This window comes from Variovorax sp. 01N425, from assembly GCF_056399465.1.
Window position 1 is genome coordinate 105474 of sequence record NZ_JBFTRJ010000013.1, and the last position, 24569, is coordinate 130042.

The 24569-nt window shown below is 68.2% G+C and carries 28 protein-coding genes; 20 read left to right on the plus strand and 8 right to left on the minus strand.

The features are described 5' to 3' along the window. The first annotated feature begins 30 nt into the window (after positions 1-30). Positions 31-897: an amidohydrolase family protein gene (locus AC1DSC_RS22855; protein ID WP_319439442.1), complete on the plus strand. Its 867-nt coding sequence runs from the start codon at positions 31-33 to the stop codon at positions 895-897. Positions 898-925: 28 nt separating this feature from the next. On the opposite strand, the gene kefC is transcribed toward AC1DSC_RS22855, so the two are convergent. Further along, positions 926-2776, minus strand: a complete 1851-nt coding sequence (gene kefC / locus AC1DSC_RS22860; protein ID WP_478131926.1) for a glutathione-regulated potassium-efflux system protein KefC — start codon at positions 2774-2776, stop codon at positions 926-928. 2 nt (positions 2777-2778) lie between these two features. Then, positions 2779-3474, minus strand: coding sequence for a glutathione-regulated potassium-efflux system oxidoreductase KefF (kefF, locus tag AC1DSC_RS22865; protein WP_015867169.1), 696 nt, complete (start codon positions 3472-3474; stop codon positions 2779-2781). Positions 3475-3566: 92 nt separating this feature from the next. Between kefF and AC1DSC_RS22870 the strand changes: the two genes are divergently transcribed. Both AC1DSC_RS22870 and AC1DSC_RS22875 read left to right on the plus strand, forming a co-directional pair. Next, positions 3567-4187 carry a ParA family protein gene (locus tag AC1DSC_RS22870; RefSeq protein WP_062365515.1) on the plus strand — a complete coding sequence of 207 codons (621 nt, stop codon included), beginning with the start codon at positions 3567-3569 and terminating at the stop codon, positions 4185-4187. Between the two features lie 52 nt (positions 4188-4239). Then, entirely contained in the window at positions 4240-4710 is a 471-nt protein-coding gene (locus tag AC1DSC_RS22875; protein WP_436287928.1) for a MaoC family dehydratase, read from the plus strand. Positions 4711-4719: 9 nt separating this feature from the next. Here the strand turns inward: AC1DSC_RS22875 and trmL are convergent, their stop codons facing one another. Next, positions 4720-5181 carry a tRNA (uridine(34)/cytosine(34)/5-carboxymethylaminomethyluridine(34)-2'-O)-methyltransferase TrmL gene (gene trmL, locus AC1DSC_RS22880; protein ID WP_015867166.1) on the minus strand — a complete coding sequence of 154 codons (462 nt, stop codon included), beginning with the start codon at positions 5179-5181 and terminating at the stop codon, positions 4720-4722. A 19-nt stretch (positions 5182-5200) separates the two neighbouring features. Continuing rightward, positions 5201-5917: a ComF family protein gene (locus AC1DSC_RS22885; protein ID WP_278877748.1), complete on the minus strand. Its 717-nt coding sequence runs from the start codon at positions 5915-5917 to the stop codon at positions 5201-5203. A 23-nt stretch (positions 5918-5940) separates the two neighbouring features. On the opposite strand from AC1DSC_RS22885, the gene AC1DSC_RS22890 reads away from it, so the two are divergent. The 8 genes from AC1DSC_RS22890 to AC1DSC_RS22925 all read left to right on the plus strand — a co-directional run bounded on the left by AC1DSC_RS22890 (position 5941) and on the right by AC1DSC_RS22925 (position 12378). Then, positions 5941-6855 (plus strand): class I SAM-dependent methyltransferase, encoded by a 915-nt coding sequence (locus AC1DSC_RS22890; protein WP_436287927.1) that lies wholly within the window; start codon positions 5941-5943, stop codon positions 6853-6855. Between the two features lie 168 nt (positions 6856-7023). Then, positions 7024-7500 (plus strand): DUF2244 domain-containing protein, encoded by a 477-nt coding sequence (locus AC1DSC_RS22895; protein WP_015867163.1) that lies wholly within the window; start codon positions 7024-7026, stop codon positions 7498-7500. 60 nt (positions 7501-7560) lie between these two features. Beyond that, positions 7561-8739, plus strand: a complete 1179-nt coding sequence (gene coxB / locus AC1DSC_RS22900; protein WP_015867162.1) for a cytochrome c oxidase subunit II — start codon at positions 7561-7563, stop codon at positions 8737-8739. Positions 8740-8785: 46 nt separating this feature from the next. Next, the gene (ctaD, locus tag AC1DSC_RS22905; RefSeq protein ID WP_015867161.1) at positions 8786-10417 is read left to right on the plus strand and encodes a cytochrome c oxidase subunit I; all 1632 of its coding nucleotides are present in this window, start codon (positions 8786-8788) and stop codon (positions 10415-10417) included. A 31-nt stretch (positions 10418-10448) separates the two neighbouring features. After that, the gene (locus AC1DSC_RS22910) at positions 10449-10565 is read left to right on the plus strand and encodes a cytochrome oxidase small assembly protein (RefSeq protein WP_208856271.1); all 117 of its coding nucleotides are present in this window, start codon (positions 10449-10451) and stop codon (positions 10563-10565) included. Positions 10566-10593: 28 nt separating this feature from the next. Beyond that, entirely contained in the window at positions 10594-11220 is a 627-nt protein-coding gene (locus AC1DSC_RS22915) for a cytochrome c oxidase assembly protein (protein WP_018906709.1), read from the plus strand. After that, a complete protein-coding gene (locus tag AC1DSC_RS22920) occupies positions 11217-11426 on the plus strand; it encodes a DUF2970 domain-containing protein (protein ID WP_015867158.1) in 210 nt (69 codons plus the stop codon). Before AC1DSC_RS22915 ends, AC1DSC_RS22920 begins: the two co-directional genes overlap by 4 nt. Before the next feature lie 70 nt (positions 11427-11496). Next, the gene (locus tag AC1DSC_RS22925) at positions 11497-12378 is read left to right on the plus strand and encodes a cytochrome c oxidase subunit 3 (protein WP_062365518.1); all 882 of its coding nucleotides are present in this window, start codon (positions 11497-11499) and stop codon (positions 12376-12378) included. A 74-nt stretch (positions 12379-12452) separates the two neighbouring features. Here the strand turns inward: AC1DSC_RS22925 and AC1DSC_RS22930 are convergent, their stop codons facing one another. After that, positions 12453-12674: a twin transmembrane helix small protein gene (locus AC1DSC_RS22930; protein ID WP_015867156.1), complete on the minus strand. Its 222-nt coding sequence runs from the start codon at positions 12672-12674 to the stop codon at positions 12453-12455. Positions 12675-12710: 36 nt separating this feature from the next. Between AC1DSC_RS22930 and AC1DSC_RS22935 the strand changes: the two genes are divergently transcribed. Genes AC1DSC_RS22935 through AC1DSC_RS22960 form a run of 6 tightly spaced genes read left to right on the plus strand, consistent with a single transcriptional unit; the run spans position 12711 to position 17804 of the window. After that, positions 12711-13520 (plus strand): SURF1 family protein, encoded by an 810-nt coding sequence (locus tag AC1DSC_RS22935; protein ID WP_062365519.1) that lies wholly within the window; start codon positions 12711-12713, stop codon positions 13518-13520. Beyond that, positions 13504-14187, plus strand: a complete 684-nt coding sequence (locus tag AC1DSC_RS22940; RefSeq protein WP_018906711.1) for a hypothetical protein — start codon at positions 13504-13506, stop codon at positions 14185-14187. Before AC1DSC_RS22935 ends, AC1DSC_RS22940 begins: the two co-directional genes overlap by 17 nt. A gap of 6 nt (positions 14188-14193) precedes the next feature. Continuing rightward, positions 14194-15414, plus strand: a complete 1221-nt coding sequence (locus AC1DSC_RS22945) for a COX15/CtaA family protein (protein ID WP_278877744.1) — start codon at positions 14194-14196, stop codon at positions 15412-15414. After that, positions 15411-16316 carry a heme o synthase gene (gene cyoE / locus AC1DSC_RS22950; RefSeq protein ID WP_015867152.1) on the plus strand — a complete coding sequence of 302 codons (906 nt, stop codon included), beginning with the start codon at positions 15411-15413 and terminating at the stop codon, positions 16314-16316. The genes AC1DSC_RS22945 and cyoE overlap by 4 nt, the downstream gene beginning before the upstream one ends. A gap of 20 nt (positions 16317-16336) precedes the next feature. Beyond that, entirely contained in the window at positions 16337-16954 is a 618-nt protein-coding gene (locus AC1DSC_RS22955) for an SCO family protein (protein ID WP_208856269.1), read from the plus strand. A gap of 10 nt (positions 16955-16964) precedes the next feature. Continuing rightward, positions 16965-17804 (plus strand): DNA alkylation repair protein, encoded by an 840-nt coding sequence (locus AC1DSC_RS22960; RefSeq protein WP_436287925.1) that lies wholly within the window; start codon positions 16965-16967, stop codon positions 17802-17804. A gap of 51 nt (positions 17805-17855) precedes the next feature. Here AC1DSC_RS22960 and rpoH read toward each other — a convergent pair whose 3' ends face one another. Then, positions 17856-18797 carry an RNA polymerase sigma factor RpoH gene (gene rpoH, locus AC1DSC_RS22965; protein WP_018906715.1) on the minus strand — a complete coding sequence of 314 codons (942 nt, stop codon included), beginning with the start codon at positions 18795-18797 and terminating at the stop codon, positions 17856-17858. 147 nt (positions 18798-18944) lie between these two features. Continuing rightward, on the minus strand, positions 18945-19409 hold the full coding sequence (locus AC1DSC_RS22970; RefSeq protein ID WP_018906716.1) for an Mpo1 family 2-hydroxy fatty acid dioxygenase: 465 nt from the start codon (positions 19407-19409) through the stop codon (positions 18945-18947). Between the two features lie 167 nt (positions 19410-19576). Here AC1DSC_RS22970 and AC1DSC_RS22975 point away from each other — a divergent pair, with 167 nt between their 5' ends. The 3 genes from AC1DSC_RS22975 to AC1DSC_RS22985 all read left to right on the plus strand — a co-directional run bounded on the left by AC1DSC_RS22975 (position 19577) and on the right by AC1DSC_RS22985 (position 23266). Next, a complete protein-coding gene (locus AC1DSC_RS22975) occupies positions 19577-20290 on the plus strand; it encodes a response regulator (protein WP_412511796.1) in 714 nt (237 codons plus the stop codon). Between the two features lie 10 nt (positions 20291-20300). Continuing rightward, entirely contained in the window at positions 20301-22079 is a 1779-nt protein-coding gene (locus tag AC1DSC_RS22980) for a hybrid sensor histidine kinase/response regulator (protein ID WP_412511795.1), read from the plus strand. A 149-nt stretch (positions 22080-22228) separates the two neighbouring features. Then, positions 22229-23266 (plus strand): hypothetical protein, encoded by a 1038-nt coding sequence (locus AC1DSC_RS22985; protein WP_436287924.1) that lies wholly within the window; start codon positions 22229-22231, stop codon positions 23264-23266. 24 nt (positions 23267-23290) lie between these two features. On the opposite strand, the gene ftsY is transcribed toward AC1DSC_RS22985, so the two are convergent. Then, complete coding sequence (gene ftsY / locus AC1DSC_RS22990; RefSeq protein ID WP_478131927.1) at positions 23291-24565, minus strand: signal recognition particle-docking protein FtsY; 1275 nt, start codon at positions 24563-24565, stop codon at positions 23291-23293. Positions 24566-24569: the final 4 nt, after the last annotated feature.

Sequence of the window (24569 nt, forward strand, 5' to 3'; positions counted from 1 at the left end):
TAGGGACTTACCCGTACTGGAGACAACGACATGGACCACCAGAACCTGATCGCCATCGACATCCACACCCACGCCGAAGTGAGCTGCTGGAACCCGTTCGACAACTACGGCGAGGAATACGACCGCGCCGCCGACAAGTACTTCGGCTCCAGCGGCCGGCCCACCATTGCCGAGAGCGTGGCCTACTACCGCGAACGCAAGATCGGGCTGGTGATGTTCATGGTCGACGCCGAATCGAACATGGGCCGCCGCCGCATCCCGAACGAGGAAATCGCCGAAGCCGCGCAGAAGAACAGCGACATGATGATCGCCTTCGCGAGCATCGATCCGCACAAGGGCAAGATGGGTGCGCGCGAGGCGCGCCGGCTCATCGAGGAGCACGGCGTGAAGGGCTTCAAGTTCCACCCGACGGTGCAGGCCTTCCACCCCTACGACAAGATGGCCTGGCCGCTGTACGAGGTGATTGCCGAGCACAAGCTGCCGGCCATCTTCCACACCGGCCACAGCGGCATCGGCTCGGGCATGCGCTGCGGCGGGGGCCTCAGGCTGGAGTACAGCAACCCGATGCACCTGGACGACGTGGCCATCGACTTTCCCGACATGCAGATCGTGATGGCGCACCCCAGTTTCCCGTGGCAGGACGAGGCGCTGAGCGTGGCCACGCACAAGCCCAACGTCTGGATCGACCTGTCGGGCTGGAGCCCCAAGTACTTTCCGAAGCAGCTGGTGCAGTACGCCAACACGCTGCTGAAGGACCGCATCCTGTTCGGCAGCGACTACCCGCTGATCACGCCCGACCGCTGGATGAAGGACTTCGAGGCGGCCGGCTTCAAGCCCGAGGTGATGCCGGGCATCCTGAAGGGCAATGCGGTCAGGCTGCTGAAGCTGGAGGGCTGAGCGCCCGGAGGCGGGGCCCAGCGCCGGGCTACGCGTCCGCCTCTTCCTTTTCCTCGATCAGGTCCCAGTCGAGGCCCGAGCGGCGCTGCCGTTCCTCGCGTTCGCGCGCCATCTGTTCCTCGAACTGCTGGCGGCCGGCCTTGCTGGCCGCGATCAGCTGGGCGCGGTCCTTGTAGTGCGGGTACATCTCGTCGCTGAGCTTGAGGTTCCGGCGGCGAAAGCGCATGGCCGACTCGCGCGCCTCGTGCGCCGGCCAGCCCAGCGCCTCGAGCGCGGTGCGCGCGCTGCGCAGCGACGACTCGAACACTTCGCGCTCCACGTCCGTCACGCCGCGGTCGCGCAGCTGGAACAGGTGGTTCACGTTGCGCGCCCGCGCAATGATGCGGGCCTTCGGAAAGTGCTCCTTCACGAGGTCGACGATCTCCAGCGACTGCTCGATGTCGTCCACCGCCACCACGATGGCCTTGGCCGTGCCGGCGCCCGCGGTGCGCAGCAGGTCCAGCCGCGTCGCGTCGCCGTAGAACACGCGAAAGCCGAACTGGCGCAGGCCTTCGACGGTGTCGGCGTCGTGGTCGAGCACCGTCACGCGCAGGCCCTGCGACATCAGCATGCGGCCCACGATCTGGCCGTAGCGCCCGAAGCCGCAGATCAGCACCTTGGCGTCCTGCTGCTCCGAGATTTCCTCCAGCTGCGTGCCGTTGCTGCGGCTGTAGCGCGGCAGCACGAACTTGTCGAGCAGCACCAGCAGGAGCGGCGACAGCAGCATCGACAGCGCCACCGCGCCGATCAGGAGCGAGGTGGTCTCGGGCGGCAGCACGTCGGGCCCCGCGGCCTGGAACACCACGAACGCGAACTCGCCGCCCTGCGCCAGCAGCAGCGTGAACACCGGCCGCTCCTGGTAGGCCAGGCCCATGGCCTTGGCCAGCGCGTAGATCACGGCCAGCTTGATGGCCATGAAGCCGACCACCAGCAGCGCCATCAGCCCGGGGCTCGCGATCAGCACGCCGAAGTTGATCGACATGCCCACGGCAATGAAGAACAGGCCCAGCAGCAGGCCCTTGAAGGGCTCGATGTCGGTCTCGAGCTCGCGCCGGTATTCGCTCTCGGCCAGCAGCACGCCGGCAAGGAAGGCGCCCAGCGCCATCGACAGGCCCACGAACTGCATCAGCGCGGCGATGGCCACCACCAGGAGCAGCGCCGCGGCGGTGAAGATCTCGGGCGTGTTGCTGCGCGCGATCCAGCGCAGCAGCGGACGCAGGGCCAGCCGGCCGCCGAGGATGATGCCGGCGATCACGCCGACGATCTTCAGGCCCTCGAGCGTGCGGTCCAGCCCGCTGAGCGACTGCTCGGCCGCCGTGGCGCCGGCCAAGAGCGGCAGCAGCGCGAGGATCGGGATGGCCGCCACGTCCTGGAACAGCAGGATCGAGAAGCCCGCCTGGCCGCTCGGGGTCTTCAGCAGGTTGCGTTCGCCCAGCACCTGCAGCGCGATGGCGGTGGAAGACAGCGCCAGGCCGAGCGCCGCCACCAGCGCCACCCGCCACGCCACGCCCGCGGCAAAGCCGACGGCAAACAGCACCGCGGCGCAGCTCAGCACCTGCGCGGTGCCCCAGCCGAAGATCGGCCGGCGCAGGTTCCACAGGCGCTTGGGTTCGAGCTCCAGGCCCACGAGGAACAGCATCAGCACCACGCCGAATTCGGCGAAATGCAGTACGTCCTCCACGCTGGAGACGAGCCCGAGCCCCCACGGGCCGATCGCGATGCCGGCCACGAGGTAGCCGATGATGGAGCCCAGGCCCAGCGCCTTGGACAGCGGCACCACCAGCACGGCGGCGCCCAGGTAGATCAGGCTGTTGGTCAGCCAGGCGGGTGCGTGTTCCATGCTCAGGCCATGCCTTTTTCGTTGTTCTGTTCATCGTTGGCGGCGGACGCCGCCTCGTCCAGGCCATCGGCTTCGGCCGGGCGGTCGGTTTCGGGCACCGGGCAGGCCACGCAGGCGTCGAGCTCCTCGAGCTCGGGCCATTGCGGGTAGCTGCCGAGCCGCTGGGCGAACACCTCGACGTGTGCCGCCACCTCGTCCTCCGCGGCGCTGCGCGCGCCGTGCAAGACCAGCGGCGGCAGGAAGCGCATGCCGCACAGCGCCGCGGTCTGCTCGTAGGGCGGCAGGAAGGCGTCGAAGAAATAGCGGTGGTAGCTCTGGGGGTGGTAGCTCGCCTCGGGGCTTCCCGTGGTGGCGACCAGCCAGCAGTCCTTGCCCTGCAGGGCCGTGCCGCCGGGGCCGTAGGCCCATCCGTAGCTGAGCACGTCGTCGAGCCAGAGTTTTTGCAGCGCCGGCATCGAATACCACTGGATCGGGTGCAGCAGCACCACCAGGCTGGCCCTGGCGAGCCGGGCGTGTTCGGCCTCGACGTCGATCGAGAAGTCCGGGTAGCTGCCGTAGATGTCGTTGACATCGACCCCCGGCACGCCGCGCGCGGCGGCCAGCATGCGCCGGTTCACGCGCGAGTCGCGCCAGTGCGGATGGGCCGCGAGCACGTAGATGCCGCCGGTGTCGCCGGCGGCCGAGGTTGTTGTCGTCATGCCGCGAACATAGCGCAGGTTTGGCGCTTGCCGGGGCCGAACGCATCCCGTGTCGCTACGATGCGGAGGTTTCCAGCTCTGGAGGAGATGCTATGCCGGTGGTTCTGGTCGCCAATCCCAAGGGTGGCGTGGGCAAATCGACGCTCGCAACCAACATTGCGGGCTACTTTGCGAGCCGCGGCCATGCGGTGATGCTGGGCGACGTGGACCGCCAGCAGTCCTCGCGCCTCTGGCTGGGCCTGCGCCCGCCGCAGGCGCGGGCCATCGCCACCTGGGAAGCCACCGGCGACAGCGCCGTGGTGCGGCCGCCGCGCGGCACCACGCATGCGGTGCTCGACACCCCCGCAGGCCTGCACGGCTGGCGCTTCAAGGAGGTGCTGGCGTTGGCCGACCGGGTGATCGTGCCGCTGCAGCCGAGCATCTTCGACATCTACGCCACGCGCGACTTCCTCGACCGGCTGAAGGAGCAGCGCCGCGCCGAAAAGACGAAGATCAGCCTCGTGGGCATGCGCGTGAACGCCCGCACCCTGGCGGCCGACCGGCTGCACGAGTTCATCGCCAGCCTTGGCGTGCCGGTGCTGGGCGAACTGCGCGACACCCAGAACTACGTGCAGCTCGCGGCGCGCGGGCTCACGCTGTTCGACATCGCGCCGGGCCGGGTGCAGCGCGACCTGGCGCAGTGGCAGCCGATCTGCGACTGGCTCGAAGGCTGAGGATCGCGGCTGTCGCAAGGCCGACAGCCGCGCCGCCGGCCTTCGCGCCAGAATGCCCCGCATGACCAAAAAGACATTCCAGACGCTCCAGGATCTTGCGGCCTGCGTCGGCCAGGAAGTTGCCGTGAGCGACTGGATCACCATCACGCAAGCGCAGGTGAACCAGTTCGCCGAGGCCACGGGCGACCACCAGTGGATCCATGTCGACGTCGAGCGCGCCAAGGCCGGGCCCTTCGGCGGGCCGATCGCCCATGGCTTCCTCACGCTGTCGCTGCTGCCGCGCTTCTTCGAGACGGCACTCGATGTGGTCGAGTCGCGCATGGGCGTGAACTACGGGCTGAACCGGGTGCGCTTCATGTCGCCGGTGCCGGTGGGCAAGCGGCTGCGCGCGCGCATGAAGCTGCTCACGGCGGAGCCGATCGCCGACGACGGCATCCAGATGACCTGGGAAGCCACGATCGAGCTCGAAGGCGCGGCCAAGCCGGCCTGCGTGGCCGAATCGGTGGTGCGCCGCTACCGCTGAGGCCTTTGCTCAGCCGAAGCCGTTCTGGCGCCAGGCCTCGAAGACGGTCACCGCCACGGCATTCGAGAGATTCAGGCTGCGCTGTCCTTCGCGCATCGGCAGCCGCAGGCGCTGCGGTTCGGCAAAGCCCTCGCGCACCGCAGGCGGCAGGCCGCTGGTCTCCGAGCCGAACACCAGCCAGTCGCCCGGCTGGAAGCGCACGTCGTGCACGGCCCGCGTGCCGCGCGTGGTGAGCGCGAACATGCGCTCGGCGGCCGGCCGCTCGGCCTCGAGCAGCGCCTGCCAGCCGGCGTGGCGCTTCACTTCGGCGTATTCGTGATAGTCGAGCCCGGCGCGGCGCAGCAGGCGGTCGTCCATCGAGAAACCCAGCGGCTCGACCAGGTGGAGCGTGCAGCCGGTGTTGGCGGCAAGGCGGATCACGTTGCCCGTGTTCGGCGGGATTTCGGGCTGGACCAGGACGATATGGAACATGCGCCGATTGTCGCGGTGCTCAATGCGGCGGATCGGTGCGCGCGAACACCAGGGCCGTGACATGCGCCGCGCCCGCCAGCCGCAGCGCCGCGGCGGCCGCGAACAGCGAGGCGCCGCTGGTCATCACGTCGTCGACCAGCACCACGCGCCGGCCTTGCAGCTCGTGGGCGCGCAAGGGCTCCACCGCGAAGGCGCCGCGCAGGTTGCCAAGGCGCTCGGCGCGCGCGAGGCCGCTCTGCGCGGGCGTCTCGCGGGTACGCAGCAGCAGCGCCGCGTCGGTCTTGGCGGGCGCGAGCCGGCGCGCCAGTTCGAGCGCCTGGTTGAAGCCGCGCTCGCGCAGCCGGGCCGGCGCCATCGGCATGGGCAGCACCCGGTCGCATTGCTCCAGCGCCGGCTCCACCCACGGCACGCTGCGCATCAGCGTGGCGAGCGGCCCGGCCCAGCCGGCTTCGCCGTGGAACTTGAATTGAGCGATGCAATCGGGCCAGGGCCACGCATAGGCGCAGGCTGCAAAGCAGGCATCGAGCGGCGGCGGATCGCGCATGCATTCGCTGCACCGCGCCACGCCCTCGGGCACCGGCAGGGCGCAGCTGCCGCAGCGCGCGGCCGGCGGCGCGAAGCGCGCCACGCAGGCATCGCAGATGCGGCGCGACGGCCAGGCGCGGCACACCTCGCACTGGCTGGGCAGCCGTGCGAGCAGAGAGGTCAAAGGCCGGTCGGCCCAACGGCTGAACATGGGCTCAATATACTCACGGCCCCATGGCCACCGACCCCGCAAGAAGACCGCCGACCATCGATCCCACGGCGGCCGCGCGCTGGAGCCGGCTCGCGCCTGCCGACGGCTCGCCCTGGCTGCACGAGGAAATCGGCCGCCGCATGGAAGACCGGCTGCAATGGATCAAGGCGCAGCCGCGCACCTGGGCCGACTGGGCGCCACTGCGCGGCGGCCTCGAGGCGCACGAGCTGGTGGCCCGGCGCTACCGCGAAGCCGCCTGCTTCGTGATCGAACCCGAAGCAAACCTGGCCGCCGCGGCCGGCGAGGCGCTGGCCGCGCCCTGGTGGAGCGCGCGACGCTGGCAGGGCAGCAAGCTGCGCTTCGACGCACCGTCGGAAGACGGCGTGGACCTGCTCTGGGCCAACATGTCGCTGCACATGGCGGCCGACCCCGAGGCGCTCATCGCGCGCTGGCACCGGCTGGTGGCGACCGACGGCTTCCTGATGTTCTCGTGCCTGGGCCCCGACACGGTGCGCGAGCTGCGGGCGCTGCACGCGCGCCTGGGCTGGCCGGCCGCGGGCCACGAATACACCGACATGCACGACTGGGGCGACATGCTGGTGCATGCCGGCTTCGCCGAGCCGGTGATGGACATGGAACGCATCGTGCTCACCTGGGCCACGCCCGAAGCGGCACTGGCCGAGCTGCGCACGCTCGGGCGCAACCTGCATCCGGCGCGCTTCCCGGCGCTTCGCGGCAAGGCATGGCACCAGGCGCTCAAGCACGCATTGCCCGAACTGGCGCCGGCGCAGGAGGGCGGCGGGCGCATCGCACTGACCTTCGAGGTCATCTACGGCCATGCCTTCAAGCCCGCGCCGCGCGTGGCGCTTTCGGCCGAGAGCGCGGTGTCGCTGCGCGAGATGCGCTCGATGCTGCAGCGCGGGCGGCCGGGCGCCTGAGCGGCGCGCCCGGCCAGCCGCGCATCCGCGACCGGGCGCCTGTGTCTACCCGCTACAATCCGCCGTTGCGTGAAACTCGCGGGTAGTGTTCCGCGAACGAGGTCTGTCCGATCCTGTGGAGACAAGGGGTTGGGCAGCCGTCGACGCACCGATTTGCTGAACTCGCCCGTGTCGAATTCCGTGTTTCGTTTTGCCACCGTTTCAGGCCAGAACATCCACTGGTTCCTGAAGCGCAATTGCTCGGTGACGCCGAGCCAGCTGGGCTGGCTCTACGCCTCGCTGTGCGTGGTATCGCTCGGTATCGGCGCGGTCTTCTGGATGCTCGGTGCGCCGCTGGTTCTGCCTTTTGCCTGGCTCGAACTGGCCGCGGTGGGTTTCGCGTTCATGCTGTACGCACGGCACGCAACCGATGGAGAACGGATTGCGCTGCAGGGCGGCCGGCTGGTGGTGGAGCTCGAGAACGGTGGTGACTACGAGCGCACGGAATTTCTGCCGCACCAGGTGCGGATCGAACCGCAGGCCAGCGATCGTTCGCTGATCGAGGTCTCGGGTCAGGGTCGATCGGTCAGGGTGGGGCGCTATGTACGCCCGGAGTTGCGAGCCGCATTGGCGCGCGAGATTCGCATGGCGTTGCGTGGCGCCTGAGGGCTCGCGCGGCGCTGCACGGTTGGGTTTGTTGAAAAAAATTGAAGAAACGTGAACACGATGAAGAGCATTTGGCGCAATAAGTACAGGCCGGCGAATCTGTTGCTGGCGGCCGGCGCGGCTTTCAGCGGCGCGGCGCACGCAGTCAACGATCTGCCCGGCGGCCCCTCGGTGCGCCAGCTGAATCTTCCGCTGGGCGTCACCAAGATTGCGCAGGAACAGCATTTCCTGCACACGGTGATGATGATCCTGTGCACGGTCATCTTCGTTGCCGTGTTCGCGGTCATGTTCTATTCGATATGGAAGCACCGCAAGTCGGTCGGCCACAAGGCGGCCAACTTCCATGAATCGGTGGTGGTCGAGGTCATCTGGACCATCGTGCCCTTCATCATCGTGATCGTGATGGCGCTGCCCGCCACCAAGGTGCTGGTGGCCCAGAAGGACACCACCAACGCCGACCTCACCATCAAGACCACCGGCTACCAGTGGAAGTGGGGCTACGACTACCTGAACGGCGAAGGCGAGGGCCTGGCCTTCATCTCCACGCTCGACAGCTCGCAGCGCGCCATGTCCGACGCCGGTGCCAAGGGCGCCATGCCCGACGACTACCTCTTCAAGGTCGACAACCCGATGGTGGTGCCGGTCCAGAAGAAGGTGCGCATCATCACCACCGCCAACGACGTGATCCACGCGTTTGCCGTGCCCCAGCTGGGCATCAAGCAGGACGCGGTTCCCGGCTTCGTGCGCGACACTTGGTTCCGCGCCGAGACCGTGGGCGACTACTACGGCCAGTGCCAGGAACTCTGCGGCAAGGAACACGCCTACATGCCGATCCACGTGAAGGTGGTCTCGGCCGCCGACTACACGGCCTGGGTCGATGGCAAGCGCAAGGAAGCCGCGGCCAAGCTCGACGATCCGAGCAAGGTCTGGACCCTGCCCGACATGTTGGCGCGCGGCGAGAAGGTCTATGCAGCCAACTGCGCGGCCTGCCACCAGGCCAACGGCAAGGGCGCCGGCCCGATCAAGCCGCTGGACGCCAGCCCCAAGGTGCTCGACACCGACCACAAGGTGCAGCTCACGGTGCTGCTCAATGGCCAGAACAATGGCGCGATGCCCTCCTGGAAGCAGCTGAGCGACACCGACCTCGCGGCCGTTGCCACCTACACCAAGAACAGCTGGTCGAACAAGACGGGCCAGCTGGTGCAGCCGGCCGAAGTTCTGGCCCTGCGCGGCAAGTGACCGCGTCCAAGCGCCCCGCGACGAAGAAATTGCAAGGAACAACGAAATGAGTGCAGTCCTCGACCCCCACGGTCACGCCCACGACGGCCACGCACACGACGAGCACCACGCAGCGCCCACCGGCTGGCGCCGCTGGGTGTTCGCCACCAACCACAAGGATATCGGCACGCTCTACCTGCTGTTCAGCTTCACCATGCTGATGGTGGGCGGCGTGCTTGCGCTCCTGATCCGCGCCGAGTTGTTCCAGCCCGGCCTGCAGCTGGTGAACCCCGAGCTGTTCAACCAGTTCACCACCATGCACGGCCTGATCATGGTGTTCGGCGCCATCATGCCGGCCTTCGTCGGCTTCGCGAACTGGATGATCCCGCTGCAGATCGGCGCATCCGACATGGCGTTCGCGCGCATGAACAACTTCAGCTTCTGGCTGCTGATCCCCGCCGCGCTGATGCTCGTGGGCTCGTTCTTCATGCCCGGCGGCGCGCCCGCCGCGGGCTGGACGCTCTACGCGCCGCTCACGCTGCAGATGGGCCCCTCGATGGACGCCGGCATCTTCGCGATGCACATCATGGGCGCTTCGTCGATCATGGGCTCGATCAACATCATCGTCACCATCCTGAACATGCGCGCCCCCGGCATGACGCTCATGAAGATGCCGATGTTCTGCTGGACCTGGCTCATCACCGCCTACCTGCTGATCGCCGTGATGCCCGTGCTCGCAGGCGCCATCACCATGACGCTGACCGACCGCCACTTCGGCACCAGCTTCTTCAACCCCGCCGGCGGCGGCGACCCGGTGATGTACCAGCACATCTTCTGGTTCTTCGGCCACCCCGAGGTCTACATCATGATCTTGCCGGCCTTCGGCATCATCAGCCAGATCGTGCCGGCGTTCTCGCGCAAGCGGCTGTTCGGCTACGCCTCCATGGTGTACGCCACCTCGTCGATCGCGATCCTGTCGTTCATCGTCTGGGCGCACCACATGTTCACGACCGGCATGCCTGTCACGGGCCAGCTGTTCTTCATGTACGCGACCATGCTGATCGCGGTGCCCACGGCCGTGAAGATCTTCAACTGGATCGCCACCATGTGGCAGGGCTCGATGACCTTCGAGACCCCGATGCTGTTCGCGGTGGGCTTCATCTTCGTGTTCACGATGGGCGGCTTCACCGGCCTCATCCTGGCCATCGCCCCGATCGACATCCAGCTGCAGGACACCTACTACGTGGTGGCCCACTTCCACTACGTGCTGGTGGCCGGCTCGCTCTATGCCATGTTCGCGGGCTACTACTACTGGGCGCCCAAGTGGACCGGCGTGATGTACAACGAAACGCGCGGCAAGATCCACTTCTGGTGGTCGCTGATCTCGTTCAACGTCACCTTCTTCCCGATGCACTTCCTCGGCCTTGCGGGCATGCCGCGCCGCTATGCCGACTACCCGATGCAGTTCGCCGACTTCAACGCGGTGGCTTCGGTGGGTGCGTTCGCCTTCGGTCTGGCGCAGGTGTACTTCTTCTTCTTCATCGTGCTGCCGACCATGCTCGGCAAGGGCGAGAAGGCAGCGCAGAAGCCCTGGGAAGCGGCTGAAGGCCTCGAGTGGGAAGTGCCGTCGCCGGCGCCCTTCCACACCTTCGAGAACCCGCCCAAGCTCGATGCGACCGCCACCAAGGTGATCGGCTGAACCGCACCGGCCGCCGGCTTGCATGACCACGATGACCACGCCCGAACAGAAAAGGAACAACCGCCGCATGGGGCTCACGCTGGCCTCCATCGCCGTGCTGTTCTTTCTCGGATTCCTGGTCCGCATGATCTGGTTCAGCGGACGCTGAAGCACGAGCCAAGGGAGCCGCCCGCATCATGAGCCTCGGTCAACGCATCAAGCGCGCCAATGTCCGCATGGTCGGCAAGCTGGCCGTGGTGGCCTGCGGCATGTTCGCGTTCGGCTATGCCCTGGTGCCGCTGTACCGCGCCATCTGCGAAATGACCGGCATCAACATCCTCGCGCTCAGCGAACTCGAGGTGCCGGGGGGCGCAAGCGGCGGCAAGAACGTGCGCGTGCCCGACAACACGCAGGTCGACACCACGCGCACCATCACGGTCGAGTTCGACTCCAACGTGCGCGGTGCCCTCTGGGACTTCAAGCCCGCCGAGCGGACGATTCAGGTGCACCCCGGCCAGCTCAACACCGTGGTCTACGAATTCCAGAACGTGCAGAACCGCCGCATGGCGGCGCAGGCCATCCCGAGCTATGCGCCGCAGCAGGCCGCGCCGTACTTCAACAAGCTCGAGTGCTTCTGCTTCAACCAGTACACGCTCGACCCGGGTGAGAAGAAGCAGTGGCCCGTCGCCTTCGTGATCGACCCGAAGATCTCCAGGGACGTGAAGACCATCACGCTGTCCTACACGTTCTTCGAAGTCGGCGGCAAGACGCCCGCGGCCCCGGTGGCCGCTGTTTCGAATGCTGCCCATGAGCCCCGTTCGTGACCGCACCGAACACGCCGCCCAAGGCCACGCTGTGGGACACGGTGAAGGCCGTGTGCTGGTCGTTCTTCGGGGTGCGCAAGAAAAGCGCCTACCAGGACGATCTGGCCAAGCTGAACCCGCTGCACATCATCGCGGTGGCCTTTGCAGCGGTCATCGTTTTCATCGTCGGCCTGGTGCTGCTGGTGCGCTACGTGGTTGCGCCCTGAGACCGGTCCGCATGGCCCACGACATCCAGAACCCATCGAATCGAGAGAAGAAAGAAAGCCAGGAGCTGATATGAGTTCAACCACCCACGGCGCCACGCCCTACTACTTCGTGCCGGGGCCATCGGCCTTTCCGGTCATGGCCGCGACCGGCCTGTTCTTCGTGATTCTCGGCGCGGCCCAATGGATCAACGGCCACCAGTGGGGCGCCTGGTCCCTGCTGGCGGGCATGGTCGGGTGGCTCGCCACGCTGTTCGTGTGGTTCCGCACCGCCATCGGCGAAAGCGAAAGCGGCCAGTACGGCCACAAGATCGACCTCTCGTTCCGCTGGAGCATGAGCTGGTTCATCTTCTCCGAAGTGATGTTCTTCGGTGCCTTCTTCACCGCGCTGTGGTGGACCCGCACCCATTCGCTGCCGGCGCTCGGCAGCCTGGACAACGCGCTGCTCTGGCCCGACTTCAAGGCCGTGTGGCCCAGCGTTGCAGCCGGCGCCACCGGTTCGCCGGCCGACATCGTCGAGCCCTTCCAGACCGTCGGCCCGTTCTGGCTGCCCACGATCAACACCGCGCTGCTGCTGAGCTCGGGCGTGACGCTCACCATTGCCCACCACGCGCTGCGTGCCGGCCATCGTGCCCAGACCATCCGCTTCATGTGGCTCACCGTGCTGCTCGGCGTGCTGTTCCTGGGCGTGCAGGGCTACGAGTACCACCACCTGTACACCGAGCTGAACCTCAAGCTCAGCTCCGGCGCCTACGGCTCGACCTTCTTCATGCTGACCGGCTTCCACGGCCTGCACGTGTTCATCGGCATGCTGATGCTGCTGTTCATCACGCTGCGCCTGCAGAAGGGCCACTTCACGCCGGAGCGCCATTTCGGCTTCGAGGGCGCGGCCTGGTACTGGCACTTCGTCGACGTGGTGTGGCTCGGCCTCTACATGCTGGTGTACTGGCTTTGAGCGACCCCCGCGGCATGCAGAAAAAAAGGCGCCGGAAGGCGCCTTTTTCATGGTTCTCGTGGAACGAGCACCATCTACTTGCCGAGCGGGAGCCCGGTGGGCTGGATGTAGCCGAATTTCCAGGCCAGCAGCATGCAGAGGAACAAAAACACCGACAGGCCGATCCGAAAGGTGAGGGCGCGCGCCATGCCGCCGCTCTTGGCGCGCCCGTTGCGCCCGTCTTTCAGCATGTAGAAGAGCGCAAAGGCAAGGCTCGCGAAGATGCCCACGAAAACCAGGGCGACGAAATATTTCATGACCCCGATTATCGGCCGCACGCCTCATCCACTCCAGTGACGCCGGAACCCCTTCATTCCGCCCGCCAGAGGCCCAGGCGGGGCCGCTTCCTGCTGGTCACGCTGGCCGCCGTGCTGGCCCTTTGCGCCACGGTGTCGCTGGGCCGCTGGCAGCTGTCGCGCGCCGCACAGAAAGAGGCGCTGCAGGCCGAGATCGAGGCCCAGAAGCAGAAGCCGCCGCTGGCCCAGGCCGAGTTCCTGGCGCTCGAGGCGCCGGCCGGCGAGCTGCACCGGCCGGTGCGGCTGCGCGGCCTCTGGCTGACGCCACAGACGGTCTACCTGGACAACCGGCAGATGCATGGCGTGCCGGGCTTCTACGTGCTGACGCCGTTCGCCCTGGAAGGCAGCGACCAGGCCGTGATGATCCAGCGCGGCTGGGTGCAGCGCAACTTCAACGACCGCACGCAGCTGGGCGCGGTCGAGACGCCGCCGGGCATCGTCGAGGTCACGGGCCTGATCGAGCCGCCGCCGGGCCACTTGTTCGAGCTCGGCAAGCCGGCCGCGGCCGCCTCGGCACCGGAATCCGCGGGGTCTTCGCCCATCCGGCAGAATCTCGACCTGGAAGCGTTCCGCGCCGAAACCAAGCTGCCGCTGCGAACCGACGTGTCGCTGCAGCAGGCCGGCCCCGCTTCCGAGGGGTTGCAGCGCGACTGGCCGGCCCCCGCTCTGGGTCTGGAGAAGCACTACGGCTATGCATTCCAGTGGTTCGGGCTTTCGGCCCTCGTGGTCATCCTCTATGTCTGGTTCCAAATCATTTCCCCCTACCGCCGCTCGAGGCGCCGCGCACGCGATGAACGCAGCCTCTGACGAACCGCTGGGCCTGACGGTGCACTCGATGCCGTCGCCCAACCAGGCGCTCGACGGTGCCGAGGGCCGCCGCACGGTGGCCGGGCGCTGGAAGATGATTGCCGTGATGCTGATGTGCGCCGCGCCCGTCATCGCGTCGTACTTCACCTACTACGTGATCCGGCCCGAGGGGCGCAGCGTCTACGGCGAGCTCATCGATCCGCAGCGCACGCTGCCTGTGCTCGCCACCACGGACCGCAGCGGCGCGCCGGTCGACCTGGCCACGCTCAAGGGCCAGTGGCTGCTGGTGGCGGTGGCCGATGCGGCCTGCGACGCGCTCTGCGAACAGCAGCTCTACCTGCAGCGCCAGCTGCGCGAGAGCCTGGGCCGCGAGAAGGACCGGCTCGACCGCGTCTGGCTCGTGAGCGATGCGGCGCCCGTTCCGGCGCGGCTGGACAACGGCCTGCGCGGCGCCACCGTGCTGCGCGTGCCGGCCCAGCAATTGGCCCAATGGCTCGCGCCAGCATCGGGCCATGGGCTGGCCGAGCACCTGTACGTGGTCGATCCGATGGGCAACTGGATGATGCGATTTCCGGCCCGCATGGACGCCGCGGGCGCGAGCCGCGCCAAGCGCGACCTCGACCGCCTGCTGCGCGCCTCCGCCTCCTGGGACGAGCCCGGCCGCTAGCACCGCATGATGGACACCGGCTCGCTCTACGACCTCACCCCCGTCGCCTGGCTGATGGCTGCCGGCGTGCTGATCGCGCTCGGCCCGCTGGTGTGGGTGTGGCGCCGCAACGCGGGCGCCGGTCCGGCGCGCCGGCTGCATGCGCTCACCGTGCTGACGCTGTTCCTCACCTTCGACCTCACGCTGTTCGGCGCCTTCACCCGGCTCACCGATTCGGGCCTGGGGTGTCCCGACTGGCCGGGCTGCTACGGCAACGCGAGCCCGGTGGGCGCGCGCCACGAGATCGCCATGGCGCAGTCGGCCCAGCCGACCGGCCCGGTCACGCACAGCAAGGCCTGGGTCGAGATGGTGCACCGCTACCTGGCCACCGGCGTCGGTGTGCTGATCCTCGCGCTGGCGGGCGCCACCTGGGCCGTGCGGCGGCGCCAGCGCCGCATGCCGCCCGCGCCGGCGGACGGCGAGCACGCCACGCTCAGCGCCTGGTGGCCCGCGCTCACGCTGGCCTGGGTCTGCCTGCAGGGCGCATTCGGCGCGCTCACGGTCACCTGGAAGCTCTTTCCAGCGATCGTCACGCTGCATCTGCTGGGCGCCGTGGTGCTGCTGGTGCTGCTGTGCATCCAGGCGGTGCGCTACCGGCAGGCCGCCGCCGACCGCCTGCCCACGCCGGTGTCGCCTGCGCTGCGCAGCGGGCTGATCGCCACCTCGGCCCTGCTGCTGCTGCAGATCGCGCTCGGCGGCTGGGTCAGCACCAACTATGCGGTGCTGGCCTGCACCCAGTTCCCGACCTGCCAGGGCAGCTGGTGGCCGCCGATGAATTTTGCCCAGGGCTTCGAGATCTGGCGCCACCTGGGCGTGACCGGCAGCGGCGTGCCGCTCGATTTTTCCGCGCTCACCGCCATCCACTACGTGCATCGGCTGATGGCCTACGCCGTGTTCGCCGCGCTGGGCGTGCTCGCGTGGCAGCTGCGCCGCACGCCGCCGCTGCGGCCGCAGGCGCGCTGGCTCGCGGGGCTCGCGCTGCTGCAGCTGGCCACGGGCCTCGGCAACGTGCTGCTCGGCTGGCCGCTGGTCGCCGCGGTCCTGCACACCGGGGGCGCCGCCGCGCTGGCCGTGGTGCTGACATGGGCGCTGTGCGAGAGCCGCCGCGGGGCCGTGGCCGCGATCGCACACGAGACAGACAAGGCGCCCGGCGCCCCACACAACAACCAGAGGGAGGCCGCCGCGTGAGCACGCCGATTTCCGTGCAGCAGACAAGCACCGCCAACGTGCTGCGCCAGTTCTATGCGCTGACCAAGCCGCGCGTGGTGCAGCTGATCGTTTTCTGCGCCCTCATCGGCATGGTGCTGGCCGTGCCCGGGCTGCCCTCGTGGGCCGACGTGCAGCGCGCCGTGCTGGCCTGCATCGGCATCTGGCTGGTGGCGGGTGCGGCGGCGGCGTTCAACTGCCTGGTCGAGAAGGGCATCGACGCCAAGATGAAGCGCACCGCCTGGCGCCCCACGGCGCGCGGGCAGCTCAGCGACCTGCAGGCGCTGGTGTTCTCGGCGCTGCTGTGCGCGGCCGGCTCGGCGCTGCTCTGGTTCCAGGTCAATCCGCTCACCATGTGGCTGACCTTTGCCACCTTCGTCGGCTACGCGGTGATCTACACCGTGATCCTCAAGCCGCTGACGCCGCAGAACATCGTGATCGGCGGCGCCTCGGGCGCGATGCCGCCGGTGCTGGGCTGGGCCGCGATGACCGGCGACGTGGGCCCCGAGGCGCTGATCCTGTTCCTGATCATCTTCCTGTGGACGCCGCCGCACTTCTGGGCGCTGGCGCTCTACCGCGTCGAGGACTACCGCAAGGCCGGCCTGCCGATGCTGCCCGTCACGCACGGCAACGAGTTCACGCGGCTGCAGGTGCTGCTCTACACCTTCATCTTGTTCGCGGCCTGCCTGATGCCTTTCATCTACGGCATGAGCGGCTGGCTCTACCTGGCGGTGGCGGTGGGCGTGAGCATCGGCTTCACGGGCTATGCCTTCGCCCTCTGGCGCAACTACTCCGATGCGCTGGCGCGCAAGACCTTCCGGTTCTCGCTGATCCATTTGAGCGTGCTGTTCGCGGCACTGCTCGTCGACCATTACCTCCGCTGATTGACCGAATGCCCGTGCCCATGAACAAGCGAAATGCCCTGAAACTGATTGCCGGCGGTGCGGGATGGGCTGGCATGGCCGCCACCCTGGGCCTCGGTCTTTCGGCCTGCAGCGAAGCCAAGCCCAGCTTCAATGCGGTCGACATCACCGGCGCCGACTACGCCCGCGACTTCTCGCTCAAGGATGCCGACGGCAAGCTGCGCACGCTGGCCGACTTCAAGGGCAAGGTGGTCGTGCTGTTCTTCGGCTACGCGCAGTGCCCCGACGTCTGCCCCACCACCATGACCGAGATGGCGCAGGTCAAGCAGCAGCTCGGCAGCGATGGCGACAAGCTGCAGGTGCTGTTCGTCACGGTCGACCCGGCGCGCGACACGCCCGAGGTGCTCAAGGCCTACATGGGCGCGTTCGACCCGGGCTTCGTCGCGCTGATTCCCACGGCCGACCAGCTCGCCCAGGTCGCCAAGGACTTCAAGGTCTACTTCAAGAAGGTCGAGGGCAAGACTCCCACGAGCTACTCGATGGACCATTCGGCCGCCAGCTTCGTCTACGACACCGACGGCCGGCTGCGGCTCTACGCGCGCTATGGCGCCGGCGTGGCGCCGATGGTGTCGGACGTGAAGGCGCTGCTCAAGTCCTGACCGCGCGCCCATGGACGCCGCCCTTGCCTTGGCCTCCGTCGCGCACCTGAAGGCGCGCCGGGGCGCCTTCCGCATCGCACTCATTCCGCCCGAGGTGCTGCGCGCGCTCAACGACGGGCTGCTCGAGACCGTCAACCTCAACGAATTCTTGGCGCTCGAGCTGCCGCGGCTCGCGCGCAGCGTGGCGGCCCACATCGGGCTCGATCCGGCCAGCGAGCGGCTGGCCGACACCATCGCCATGCTCGGCGCATTCAAGCCGATGCAGCGGCACGGCCACATTGCCCGCGCGCTCTACGACCTGGCGGCGCTGCATGCCGAGCGCGACGCCGTCGCCCACCGGCTGGCCACGCACGCGAGCGACGTCGCGCGCTGCTGGGCCGCGCAGTGGGTCACGCTTTCGGGCCTGCCGCTGGCGGCGCAGCTGGAGGCGGTGCGGCGTTTTGCCGCCGATCCGCACTTCGGCGTGCGGGAAATCGCCTGGATGGCAGTGCGCGACGCGGTCATCGCCTCGCTCGACGAGTCGCTCGCGCTGCTGCAGCCGTGGACGGCCGATGCCGATCCGAACATCCGCCGCTTTGCCAGCGAGCTCACGCGCCCGCGCGGCGTCTGGTGCGCGCAGATCGACGCGCTCAAGGCCGAGCCCTGGCGCGCGCTGCCGCTCCTCGCGCCGCTGCGGGCCGATGCCAGCCGCTATGTGCAGAACTCGGTGGCCAACTGGCTCAACGATGCGAGCAAGACCCAGCCCGAGTGGGTCGACCGGCTCTGCGCGCGCTGGGTGGCCGAATCGGACACGCCCGCCACCCGCTACATCGCCAGGCGGGCGCTGCGCACGCTGGCCAAGCAGGCATGAAAAAGCCCGGCACGCGGCCGGGCTTGTTCGGGTGAAACGCGGCGACGGGGCTCAGGCGTAGTCGGCCAGCGCCTTCTTCATCTTCTTCATGGCCGCGACTTCGATCTGGCGAATGCGCTCGGCGCTCACGCCGTACACCGCCGCCAGGTCGTGCAGCGTCATGCCGCCCGAACCGTCGTCGTTGACCTTGAGCCAGCGCTCTTCGACGATGCGGCGGCTGCGCTCGTCCAGCGCTTCGAGCGCCGTGGCGATGCCGTCGCTCGAAAGCCGGTCGCGCTGCTGCGACTCGAGCAGGGCGGTCGGCTCCTGCGTGGCGTCGGCCAAGTAGGCAATCGGGCCAAAGGCCTCGTCGCCGTCGTCCGACGGACCCGGATCGAGCAGCACGTCGCCGCCCGACAGGCGGGTTTCCATTTCCAGCACTTCTTCAGGCTTGACGTTGAGCCGGGTCGCCATCTGCGACACCTCGTCGGGGCTCAGCGTGTCGCGGTGCGTGCCGTTGTCGGCCGCGGCCGAGTCGGCCTTGAAGCCCTGCTTCATCGAGCGCAGGTTGAAGAACAGCTTGCGCTGGGCCTTGGTCGTCGCGACCTTGACCATGCGCCAGTTCTTCAGGATGTACTCGTGGATCTCGGCCTTGATCCAGTGCATGGCGTAGCTCACGAGCCGCACGCCCTGGTCGGGGTCGAAGCGCTTCACGGCCTTCATGAGGCCGACATTGCCTTCCTGGATCAGGTCGCCGTGAGGCAGGCCATAGCCCAGGTATTGGCGCGAAATGGACACCACGAGGCGCAGGTGCGAGAGGATCAGCGCACCGGCCGCTTCGAGGTCGTTGTGGTCGCGCAAGCGGCGTGCGAAGCCCTGCTCTTCTTCGAGCGTGAGCATCGGCAGGCGGTTGGCGGCCGAAATATAAGCATCCAGGTTGCCCAGCGGCGGCACCATCGACCATGGATTGGCGACGGCGAGCTGGTTGGCAGAGGCTCCAGACAGCGTGGTCATCAGGGGAAACTCCTTTGTATTGGCCATATTAGCACTCGATTAGAGGGAGTGCTAAACCAAGGGTTCCCCCTAAGTTTCTATCGCACCGATAGCCAAAGCTGTCAGCCGGACGGCGATCCGGCCTGCGGCGGCGTCCGACCCGGGGAATCACCAGCGGATACCGAGGCGCAAAAACAGCTTCGAAAGTACGAACAGCGGCCCCACCCAAAGATATTGGATGTCTTCGAAGAAAGAAGGTTTCCTGCCTTCGATCTTGTGGCCGATGAACTGGAAGATCCAGGCCACCACGAAGATGGCGGCGGAAACCGGCAGTACAAGGCTCCCCATCGCATGGACCAGTGCCAGCACCAGGGCCGTGCCAGCCAGCATGGTGAGCAGGAACGCGGGGGAGCGCAATGTGGCGTAGTAGACCAGGCTGGCCGCCACGAAGAGGTAGGCGGCCCACGGGTGCAGCGCAAACAGCAGGCCGACCAGGCTCAGCATGATGGCCGGGATCGCGGCGAAGTGAATCAGCTCGTTGGCCGGGTGGCGGTGGCTTTCGCCATAGTGGGCCAGCAGCCGGTCGATCTTGCGCTCGCCCGCTGCCAGCGGGGCATCGGCGGTGTGCATCATGGTTGTTGTCTCCAAACGCCGTTCGGTGCGGCGGGTAGCGCATGGTGCTCCCGCGCGCAGGGGATGGCAAGTGCTATTAAAACAAGAGCAAGCGATGCCCCGGAACGGCGGCTACCCCATGACTTAGTGCACTGTTGCGCGCCGGGCGCGTCGCTAAGATTGACCGCGTGCCTTCGCTCGAATCTTCCTCCAAACCGCCGCCGCCGACCCTGGAGGGCGGCATCCTGGCGCACCCGCCCGGCGCGATCCTGGTGGTGGACGACCACGACCTGCTGCGGCTCGGCGTGCGCGCGCTGATCGAGGCACAGACCGCTTCCTCCGGGGCGAGCATCGAGGTCTTCGAGGCCGCCAGTGCGGCCGAGGCGCTGGCGCTGTACGACAGGCACCGCGAGTCGATCCGCCTTGTGCTGCTGGATCTGGCGCTGCCCGACACCCACGGCCTGAGCGGCCTCGCGGAATTCCGCCTGCGCCACCCGTCCGCCCGCATCGTGGTGCTGTCGGGCACCGGCAACACCTCGCTGGCGCAGGGCGCGGTGGCGCTGGGCGCGAGCGCCTTTCTTCCGAAGTCGGCGGACCTGAAGGAGGTGGTGGGATTCATCCGCGCCTGCGGCCTGCTCGAGCCCGACGCGTCTGAAGCTTCCCCTTCCGCCGCCGTGCCGAAGGCGCCCGGCGGCTACGCCGAATCGGCCCGGGCCAGCGCCTGGCAGGAGCTCACGCCGCGCCAGATGCAGGTGTTGCAATGGGTGCTCGACGGCAAGGCGAACAAGGAGATCGCCCAGCTCGCGAACCTGAGCGAAGGCACGGTGAAGAACCACGTATCGACCATCCTGCTGCTGTTCGGCGTGCGTTCGCGTGCGCAGCTGATCAGCAGCCTGCGTTGAGCCGCCGCGCATGGCTGACACGCCGCTGAACCAGCGCGTGCTGCGCGAGCACGTGGCGTCGGTCTATTTCAACTACAACGCCACTTTCCTGGCCCGCGTCGTCTTCGTGCTGGTGCTCGGTGCGTTCATGTACCTGCAGCTGGGCGACCCGATGGTGCTGCCCTTCGTCGTGCTGCACCTGACGCTGTACCTGTGCATGTATTTCACGCCGCGCTGGAATCCGTCGGTCCCGGCGGCGGACAGCGCCTGGTGGGCGCGCAGGATCACCCGCATCGTGACCCTGCTCGGGTTTGCCGATGCGCTGGCGCCGTGGATCTTCGTGCCCGCGGGCAACCTGCCGGTCACTGCCGCGCTGATGGTGGTGATGATGGGCAACTGCGCCCGGGCCGTGCAGTCGCTGCGGCCGCTCCAGGCAGCGCTGTTCGGCCACACGCTGCCCATGATGGGCGGGCTGATCGTTGCGCTGGCGTGGCAGCGCGACTCCATCCATCTCTTTCTCGCGGCCTTCGCCTCGATCTACCTGTTTCTCATGCTGCGCGTCGGCGTGCAGGAGCACAGGCTGCTGGCGGATTCGCTGGTCCTGCGCTTCGAGAAGGAAGCCCTGGCCGTGCGGCTGGAAGAGCAGATTGCCGCCACCGAGCGCGCCAGCCGGGAAAAGACCCGCTTCCTGGCCAGCGCCAGCCATGACCTGCGCCAGCCGCTGCATGCCATTGCGCTGTTCGGCGCCGCGCTCGAGAACGAGTTGCGCGGCCGTCCGGAGGAGCTCAACGCGCAGCGCCTGATGCGCGCCGTCAATGCCCTGGGCGCCTCGCTCGACATCATGCTGGACATCTCGCGGCTGGACGCCGGCGTGGTCACGCCCGTGCGCCAGGCCGTCCAGCTCGATGCCCTGTTCCTGCCGCTCAACCACACCTTCTCGGCCCAGGCCGAGCAAAAGCAGCTGCAGCTGCGTGTGCGCGCCAGCGGGCTGTGGGTGCGCAGCGACCCCCAGCTGCTGCACCGGATGCTGTCCAACCTGCTGGACAACGCCCTCAAGTACACCGCGCGCGGCGGAGTGACGGTGACGGCCCGCGAGCGCGGGGAGTTGGTGTGGATCGAGGTGCGCGACACCGGCATCGGCATTGCGCCCGAGCAGTCGAGCCGGATCTTCGAGGAGTTCTACCAGGTCGACAATCCGGGGCGCGACCGCTCGCGCGGGCTGGGCATCGGCCTGTCGATCGTGCAGCGGCTCTCGCACCTGCTGGGCCATCCGGTGCAGATGCATTCGCGGCTCGGTCGCGGCACCCATTTCCGCGTCGTGCTGCCGGCCGTCGCGCCGCAGGCGGGCGCGCTGGCCGGACCTTTCCTGCCCGAGGCTGCGGCGCCGCGGCAGGAAAAACGGCCCGGGCGAGCGGCCCCGGCACTGCCCGCGCGGGTGCTGCTGCTGGACGACGAATCCGAAATCCGCGAAGCCATGACGGGCCTGCTGCGCTCGCATTCGATCGACGCGCTCGCCGTCGCGGACGAAGCCGCCGCCGCCGCCGCCTTGCAGCAGGCGAGCAGCGAAAGGCGGCCTTTCGACCTGCTGATGTGCGACTACCGGCTGGCCGATGGCGTCGATGGGCTGGATGTGGGCCTGCGCCTGAGCGGCCGGCGGCAGGGCGGGCCCACGATTCCCTTGCTGCTGATCACCGGCGAAACCTCTCCCGACAGGCTGCAGCGCGTGCGGGAATCCGGGATTCCGGTGCTGTTCAAGCCGGTGGCCGCCGATTCGCTGTTCCGGATGATGGCCCGAGCGGCAAGCGCTTAGCGGCCCGGAATCGAATACTTTCGAATGTGTGGCTGGTAATTGCCGGGGCGTTAGCCGGCGATGTCATGACTTTCGGCACTGGTGGCCGTCAGCCCCCCGGACGTACCTTCCCTGGGTCGCACACACACATCGATCAGGGAGGATTCCGAATGAGATTCAAGTTTGCAGCGGTAGCAATCGCAACCACCACCATGCTGGCCCTCGCGGCATGCGGCGGCGGGGGTGGAGGAGGCGGTGGTGGCCTGCCGGTTGGCTGGGGCAACGGGGTTCCGCCGCCTCCTGCACCCGCGCCGGCCCCGGCACCCGCTCCGGCACCCGCCCCGGCCCCGGCCCCGGCACCCGCCCCGGCCACCCGCACCTTCATGTACGAGGCGCTGCCGCCCGCCGCCGACGCTTCGGCGTTTCTCGACCAACTCAATGCCCAGGGCGCCAGGGCCTTCCGCTTCTTCAGCGGCCTGGCCTTCCCCACGAGCCCGACCAGCACGGAGGTCGTCGAGGCCTACGTGAAGGATGCCGGCACCACCTACGCCTTCGAACTGCTGCCGGACACCGGCTCCACGGCGGACCTGCAGGCCCAACTCAACGCCCAGGGCGCCCGGGGTTTCAAGTGGGGCGGGCCATACGTGGTCGGCGGCCAGATCCGCACGCTCTACCGCAAGGACAACGGCTCGGCATCGACCTACACCTATGCCGTGCAGGCGGCACCCGCCGACAGCGCCGCCTACCTGTCGCTGATCAATGCGCAGGGCGGCAGCGGCTACTACAGCGTCGGCGGCGCGTACATGATCGGCGGAGCCACGGTGCTGGTCTTCCAAAAGGACGCGCAAGGCAATGCCACCTACGGCTATGAAGCGCTGGACCAGCCCGGCAGCGACTCCGACTTCCTGGCCCAGTTCGAGGCGAAGGGCGCCCAGGGCTTCCGGTTCAAGACCGGCTACGTCTTCTCGGACGGCCTGAAACTGCTCTACGAGAAAGACCTGTCGCAAGCGGCCACGTTCAGCTACCAGAGCCTGCAGCCCGCGGCCAACAGCGCGGACTACATCGTGCAGGCGAACGCCGAGGGCGCCAAGGGCAATGCGCTGGTGGGCGACTACGGCCTGCCGAGCGGCCAGATCAGGACGCTCTACGTCAAGCCTGCCAGCTGCAGCGGCTTTCTCTGCGACACCCGCTCGCTCTTCGGTTTTTGAGGGCGGGCGGCCGCTGCCGGCGCGTCAGCCCAGCAGCGCCAGCGCGAACTCGCGCGCGTTGAAGGTCTCGAGGTCTTCCAGCTTCTCGCCCACGCCGATGAAGTAGACCGGGATCGGCCGCTCGCGCGCAATGGCGCAGAGCACGCCGCCCTTGGCCGTGCCGTCGAGCTTGGTCACCACCAGGCCGGTGAGGCCCAGCGTCTCGTCGAAGGCCCGGACCTGCGCCAGGGCGTTCTGCCCGGTGTTGCCGTCGATCACCAGCAGCACCTCGTGCGGCGCGGTGGCGTCGGCCTTGGTGACGACGCGCTTGATCTTCTTGAGCTCGTCCATCAGGTGCAGCTGCGTCGGCAGCCGGCCGGCGGTGTCGACCAGCACCACGTCCTTGCCGCGCGCCTTGCCGGCCGTGACCGCGTCGAAGCTCACGGCCGACGGGTCGCCGCCTTCCTGGCTCACGATCTCGACCGTGTTGCGGTCGGCCCAGACCAGCAGCTGCTCGCGCGCCGCCGCGCGGAAGGTGTCGGCCGCGGCCAGCAGCACCGAGGCGCCTTCGCTGGCCAGGTGCTTGGTGAGCTTGCCGATCGAGGTGGTCTTGCCGGCGCCGTTGACGCCCGCCACCATGATCACCGTCGGCGTGAACTGGCCGATCACCAGCGGCTTCTCGAGCGGCTGGAGCAGGTCGGTGATGGCATCGGCCAGCAGCCGCTTCACTTGCGCCGCATCGGTCGCCATCTGGCGTTTGACGCGGCCGCGCAGGTCGTCGAGCAGGTATTCGGTGGCCTTGACGCCGGCGTCGGCCATCAGCAGAGCCGATTCGAGCTCCTCGTACAGCGCTTCGTCGATCTGCGCGTTGACGAACACGGCCTGGATGCCGGTGCCGGTCTTGCGCAGGCCGGTCTTGAGCTTGTCGAACCAGCCCTTGCGCTCGGCGGGCATGGCGGCTTCGGTGAGGACGGCGGGAGCGGGAGCGGGCACCGGCACCGGCGCAGGTGCAGGTGCAGGTGCAGGTGCAGGTGCAGGTGCAGGTGCAGGTGCAGGTGCAGGTGCAGGCACGGGTGCGGCGGGTGGCGCAACCGTGGGTGGCGGCGGACGAGGCGCCACCGGGGGCGCTGCAGGCGGAGGCGCCGCTTCCTCCGCGGCAGGCTTCGAACCGAACCAGCTCGACGGAGAGAACACCGAGCGCGCGGGTGCGGCAGCGGGCGCAGGCGCGGGTTCGGGCGCAGGGGCCGGCTCGGCGGCCGGTGAGGGCGCCGGCGCGGCCGGGGATTCGGCAGGCGGTTTTTTCTTGAAGAAACTGAACATCGGG

What these genes read in the sequence shown, in the direction of transcription:
- AC1DSC_RS22855 (WP_319439442.1), top strand. Translation starts at nt 31, where the DNA reads ATGGACCACCAGAACCTGATCGCCATCGACATCCACACCCACGCCGAA.
- kefC (WP_478131926.1), bottom strand. Translation starts at nt 2,776, where the DNA reads ATGGAACACGCACCCGCCTGGCTGACCAACAGCCTGATCTACCTGGGC.
- kefF (WP_015867169.1), bottom strand. Translation starts at nt 3,474, where the DNA reads ATGACGACAACAACCTCGGCCGCCGGCGACACCGGCGGCATCTACGTG.
- AC1DSC_RS22870 (WP_062365515.1), top strand. Translation starts at nt 3,567, where the DNA reads ATGCCGGTGGTTCTGGTCGCCAATCCCAAGGGTGGCGTGGGCAAATCG.
- AC1DSC_RS22875 (WP_436287928.1), top strand. Translation starts at nt 4,240, where the DNA reads ATGCCCCGCATGACCAAAAAGACATTCCAGACGCTCCAGGATCTTGCG.
- trmL (WP_015867166.1), bottom strand. Translation starts at nt 5,181, where the DNA reads ATGTTCCATATCGTCCTGGTCCAGCCCGAAATCCCGCCGAACACGGGC.
- AC1DSC_RS22885 (WP_278877748.1), bottom strand. Translation starts at nt 5,917, where the DNA reads ATGTTCAGCCGTTGGGCCGACCGGCCTTTGACCTCTCTGCTCGCACGG.
- AC1DSC_RS22890 (WP_436287927.1), top strand. Translation starts at nt 5,941, where the DNA reads ATGGCCACCGACCCCGCAAGAAGACCGCCGACCATCGATCCCACGGCG.
- coxB (WP_015867162.1), top strand. Translation starts at nt 7,561, where the DNA reads ATGAAGAGCATTTGGCGCAATAAGTACAGGCCGGCGAATCTGTTGCTG.
- ctaD (WP_015867161.1), top strand. Translation starts at nt 8,786, where the DNA reads ATGAGTGCAGTCCTCGACCCCCACGGTCACGCCCACGACGGCCACGCA.
- AC1DSC_RS22910 (WP_208856271.1), top strand. Translation starts at nt 10,449, where the DNA reads ATGACCACGCCCGAACAGAAAAGGAACAACCGCCGCATGGGGCTCACG.
- AC1DSC_RS22915 (WP_018906709.1), top strand. Translation starts at nt 10,594, where the DNA reads ATGAGCCTCGGTCAACGCATCAAGCGCGCCAATGTCCGCATGGTCGGC.
- AC1DSC_RS22925 (WP_062365518.1), top strand. Translation starts at nt 11,497, where the DNA reads ATGAGTTCAACCACCCACGGCGCCACGCCCTACTACTTCGTGCCGGGG.
- AC1DSC_RS22930 (WP_015867156.1), bottom strand. Translation starts at nt 12,674, where the DNA reads ATGAAATATTTCGTCGCCCTGGTTTTCGTGGGCATCTTCGCGAGCCTT.
- AC1DSC_RS22940 (WP_018906711.1), top strand. Translation starts at nt 13,504, where the DNA reads ATGAACGCAGCCTCTGACGAACCGCTGGGCCTGACGGTGCACTCGATG.
- AC1DSC_RS22945 (WP_278877744.1), top strand. Translation starts at nt 14,194, where the DNA reads ATGATGGACACCGGCTCGCTCTACGACCTCACCCCCGTCGCCTGGCTG.
- AC1DSC_RS22955 (WP_208856269.1), top strand. Translation starts at nt 16,337, where the DNA reads ATGAACAAGCGAAATGCCCTGAAACTGATTGCCGGCGGTGCGGGATGG.
- AC1DSC_RS22960 (WP_436287925.1), top strand. Translation starts at nt 16,965, where the DNA reads ATGGACGCCGCCCTTGCCTTGGCCTCCGTCGCGCACCTGAAGGCGCGC.
- rpoH (WP_018906715.1), bottom strand. Translation starts at nt 18,797, where the DNA reads ATGACCACGCTGTCTGGAGCCTCTGCCAACCAGCTCGCCGTCGCCAAT.
- AC1DSC_RS22970 (WP_018906716.1), bottom strand. Translation starts at nt 19,409, where the DNA reads ATGATGCACACCGCCGATGCCCCGCTGGCAGCGGGCGAGCGCAAGATC.
- AC1DSC_RS22980 (WP_412511795.1), top strand. Translation starts at nt 20,301, where the DNA reads ATGGCTGACACGCCGCTGAACCAGCGCGTGCTGCGCGAGCACGTGGCG.
- AC1DSC_RS22985 (WP_436287924.1), top strand. Translation starts at nt 22,229, where the DNA reads ATGAGATTCAAGTTTGCAGCGGTAGCAATCGCAACCACCACCATGCTG.
- ftsY (WP_478131927.1), bottom strand. Translation starts at nt 24,565, where the DNA reads ATGTTCAGTTTCTTCAAGAAAAAACCGCCTGCCGAATCCCCGGCCGCG.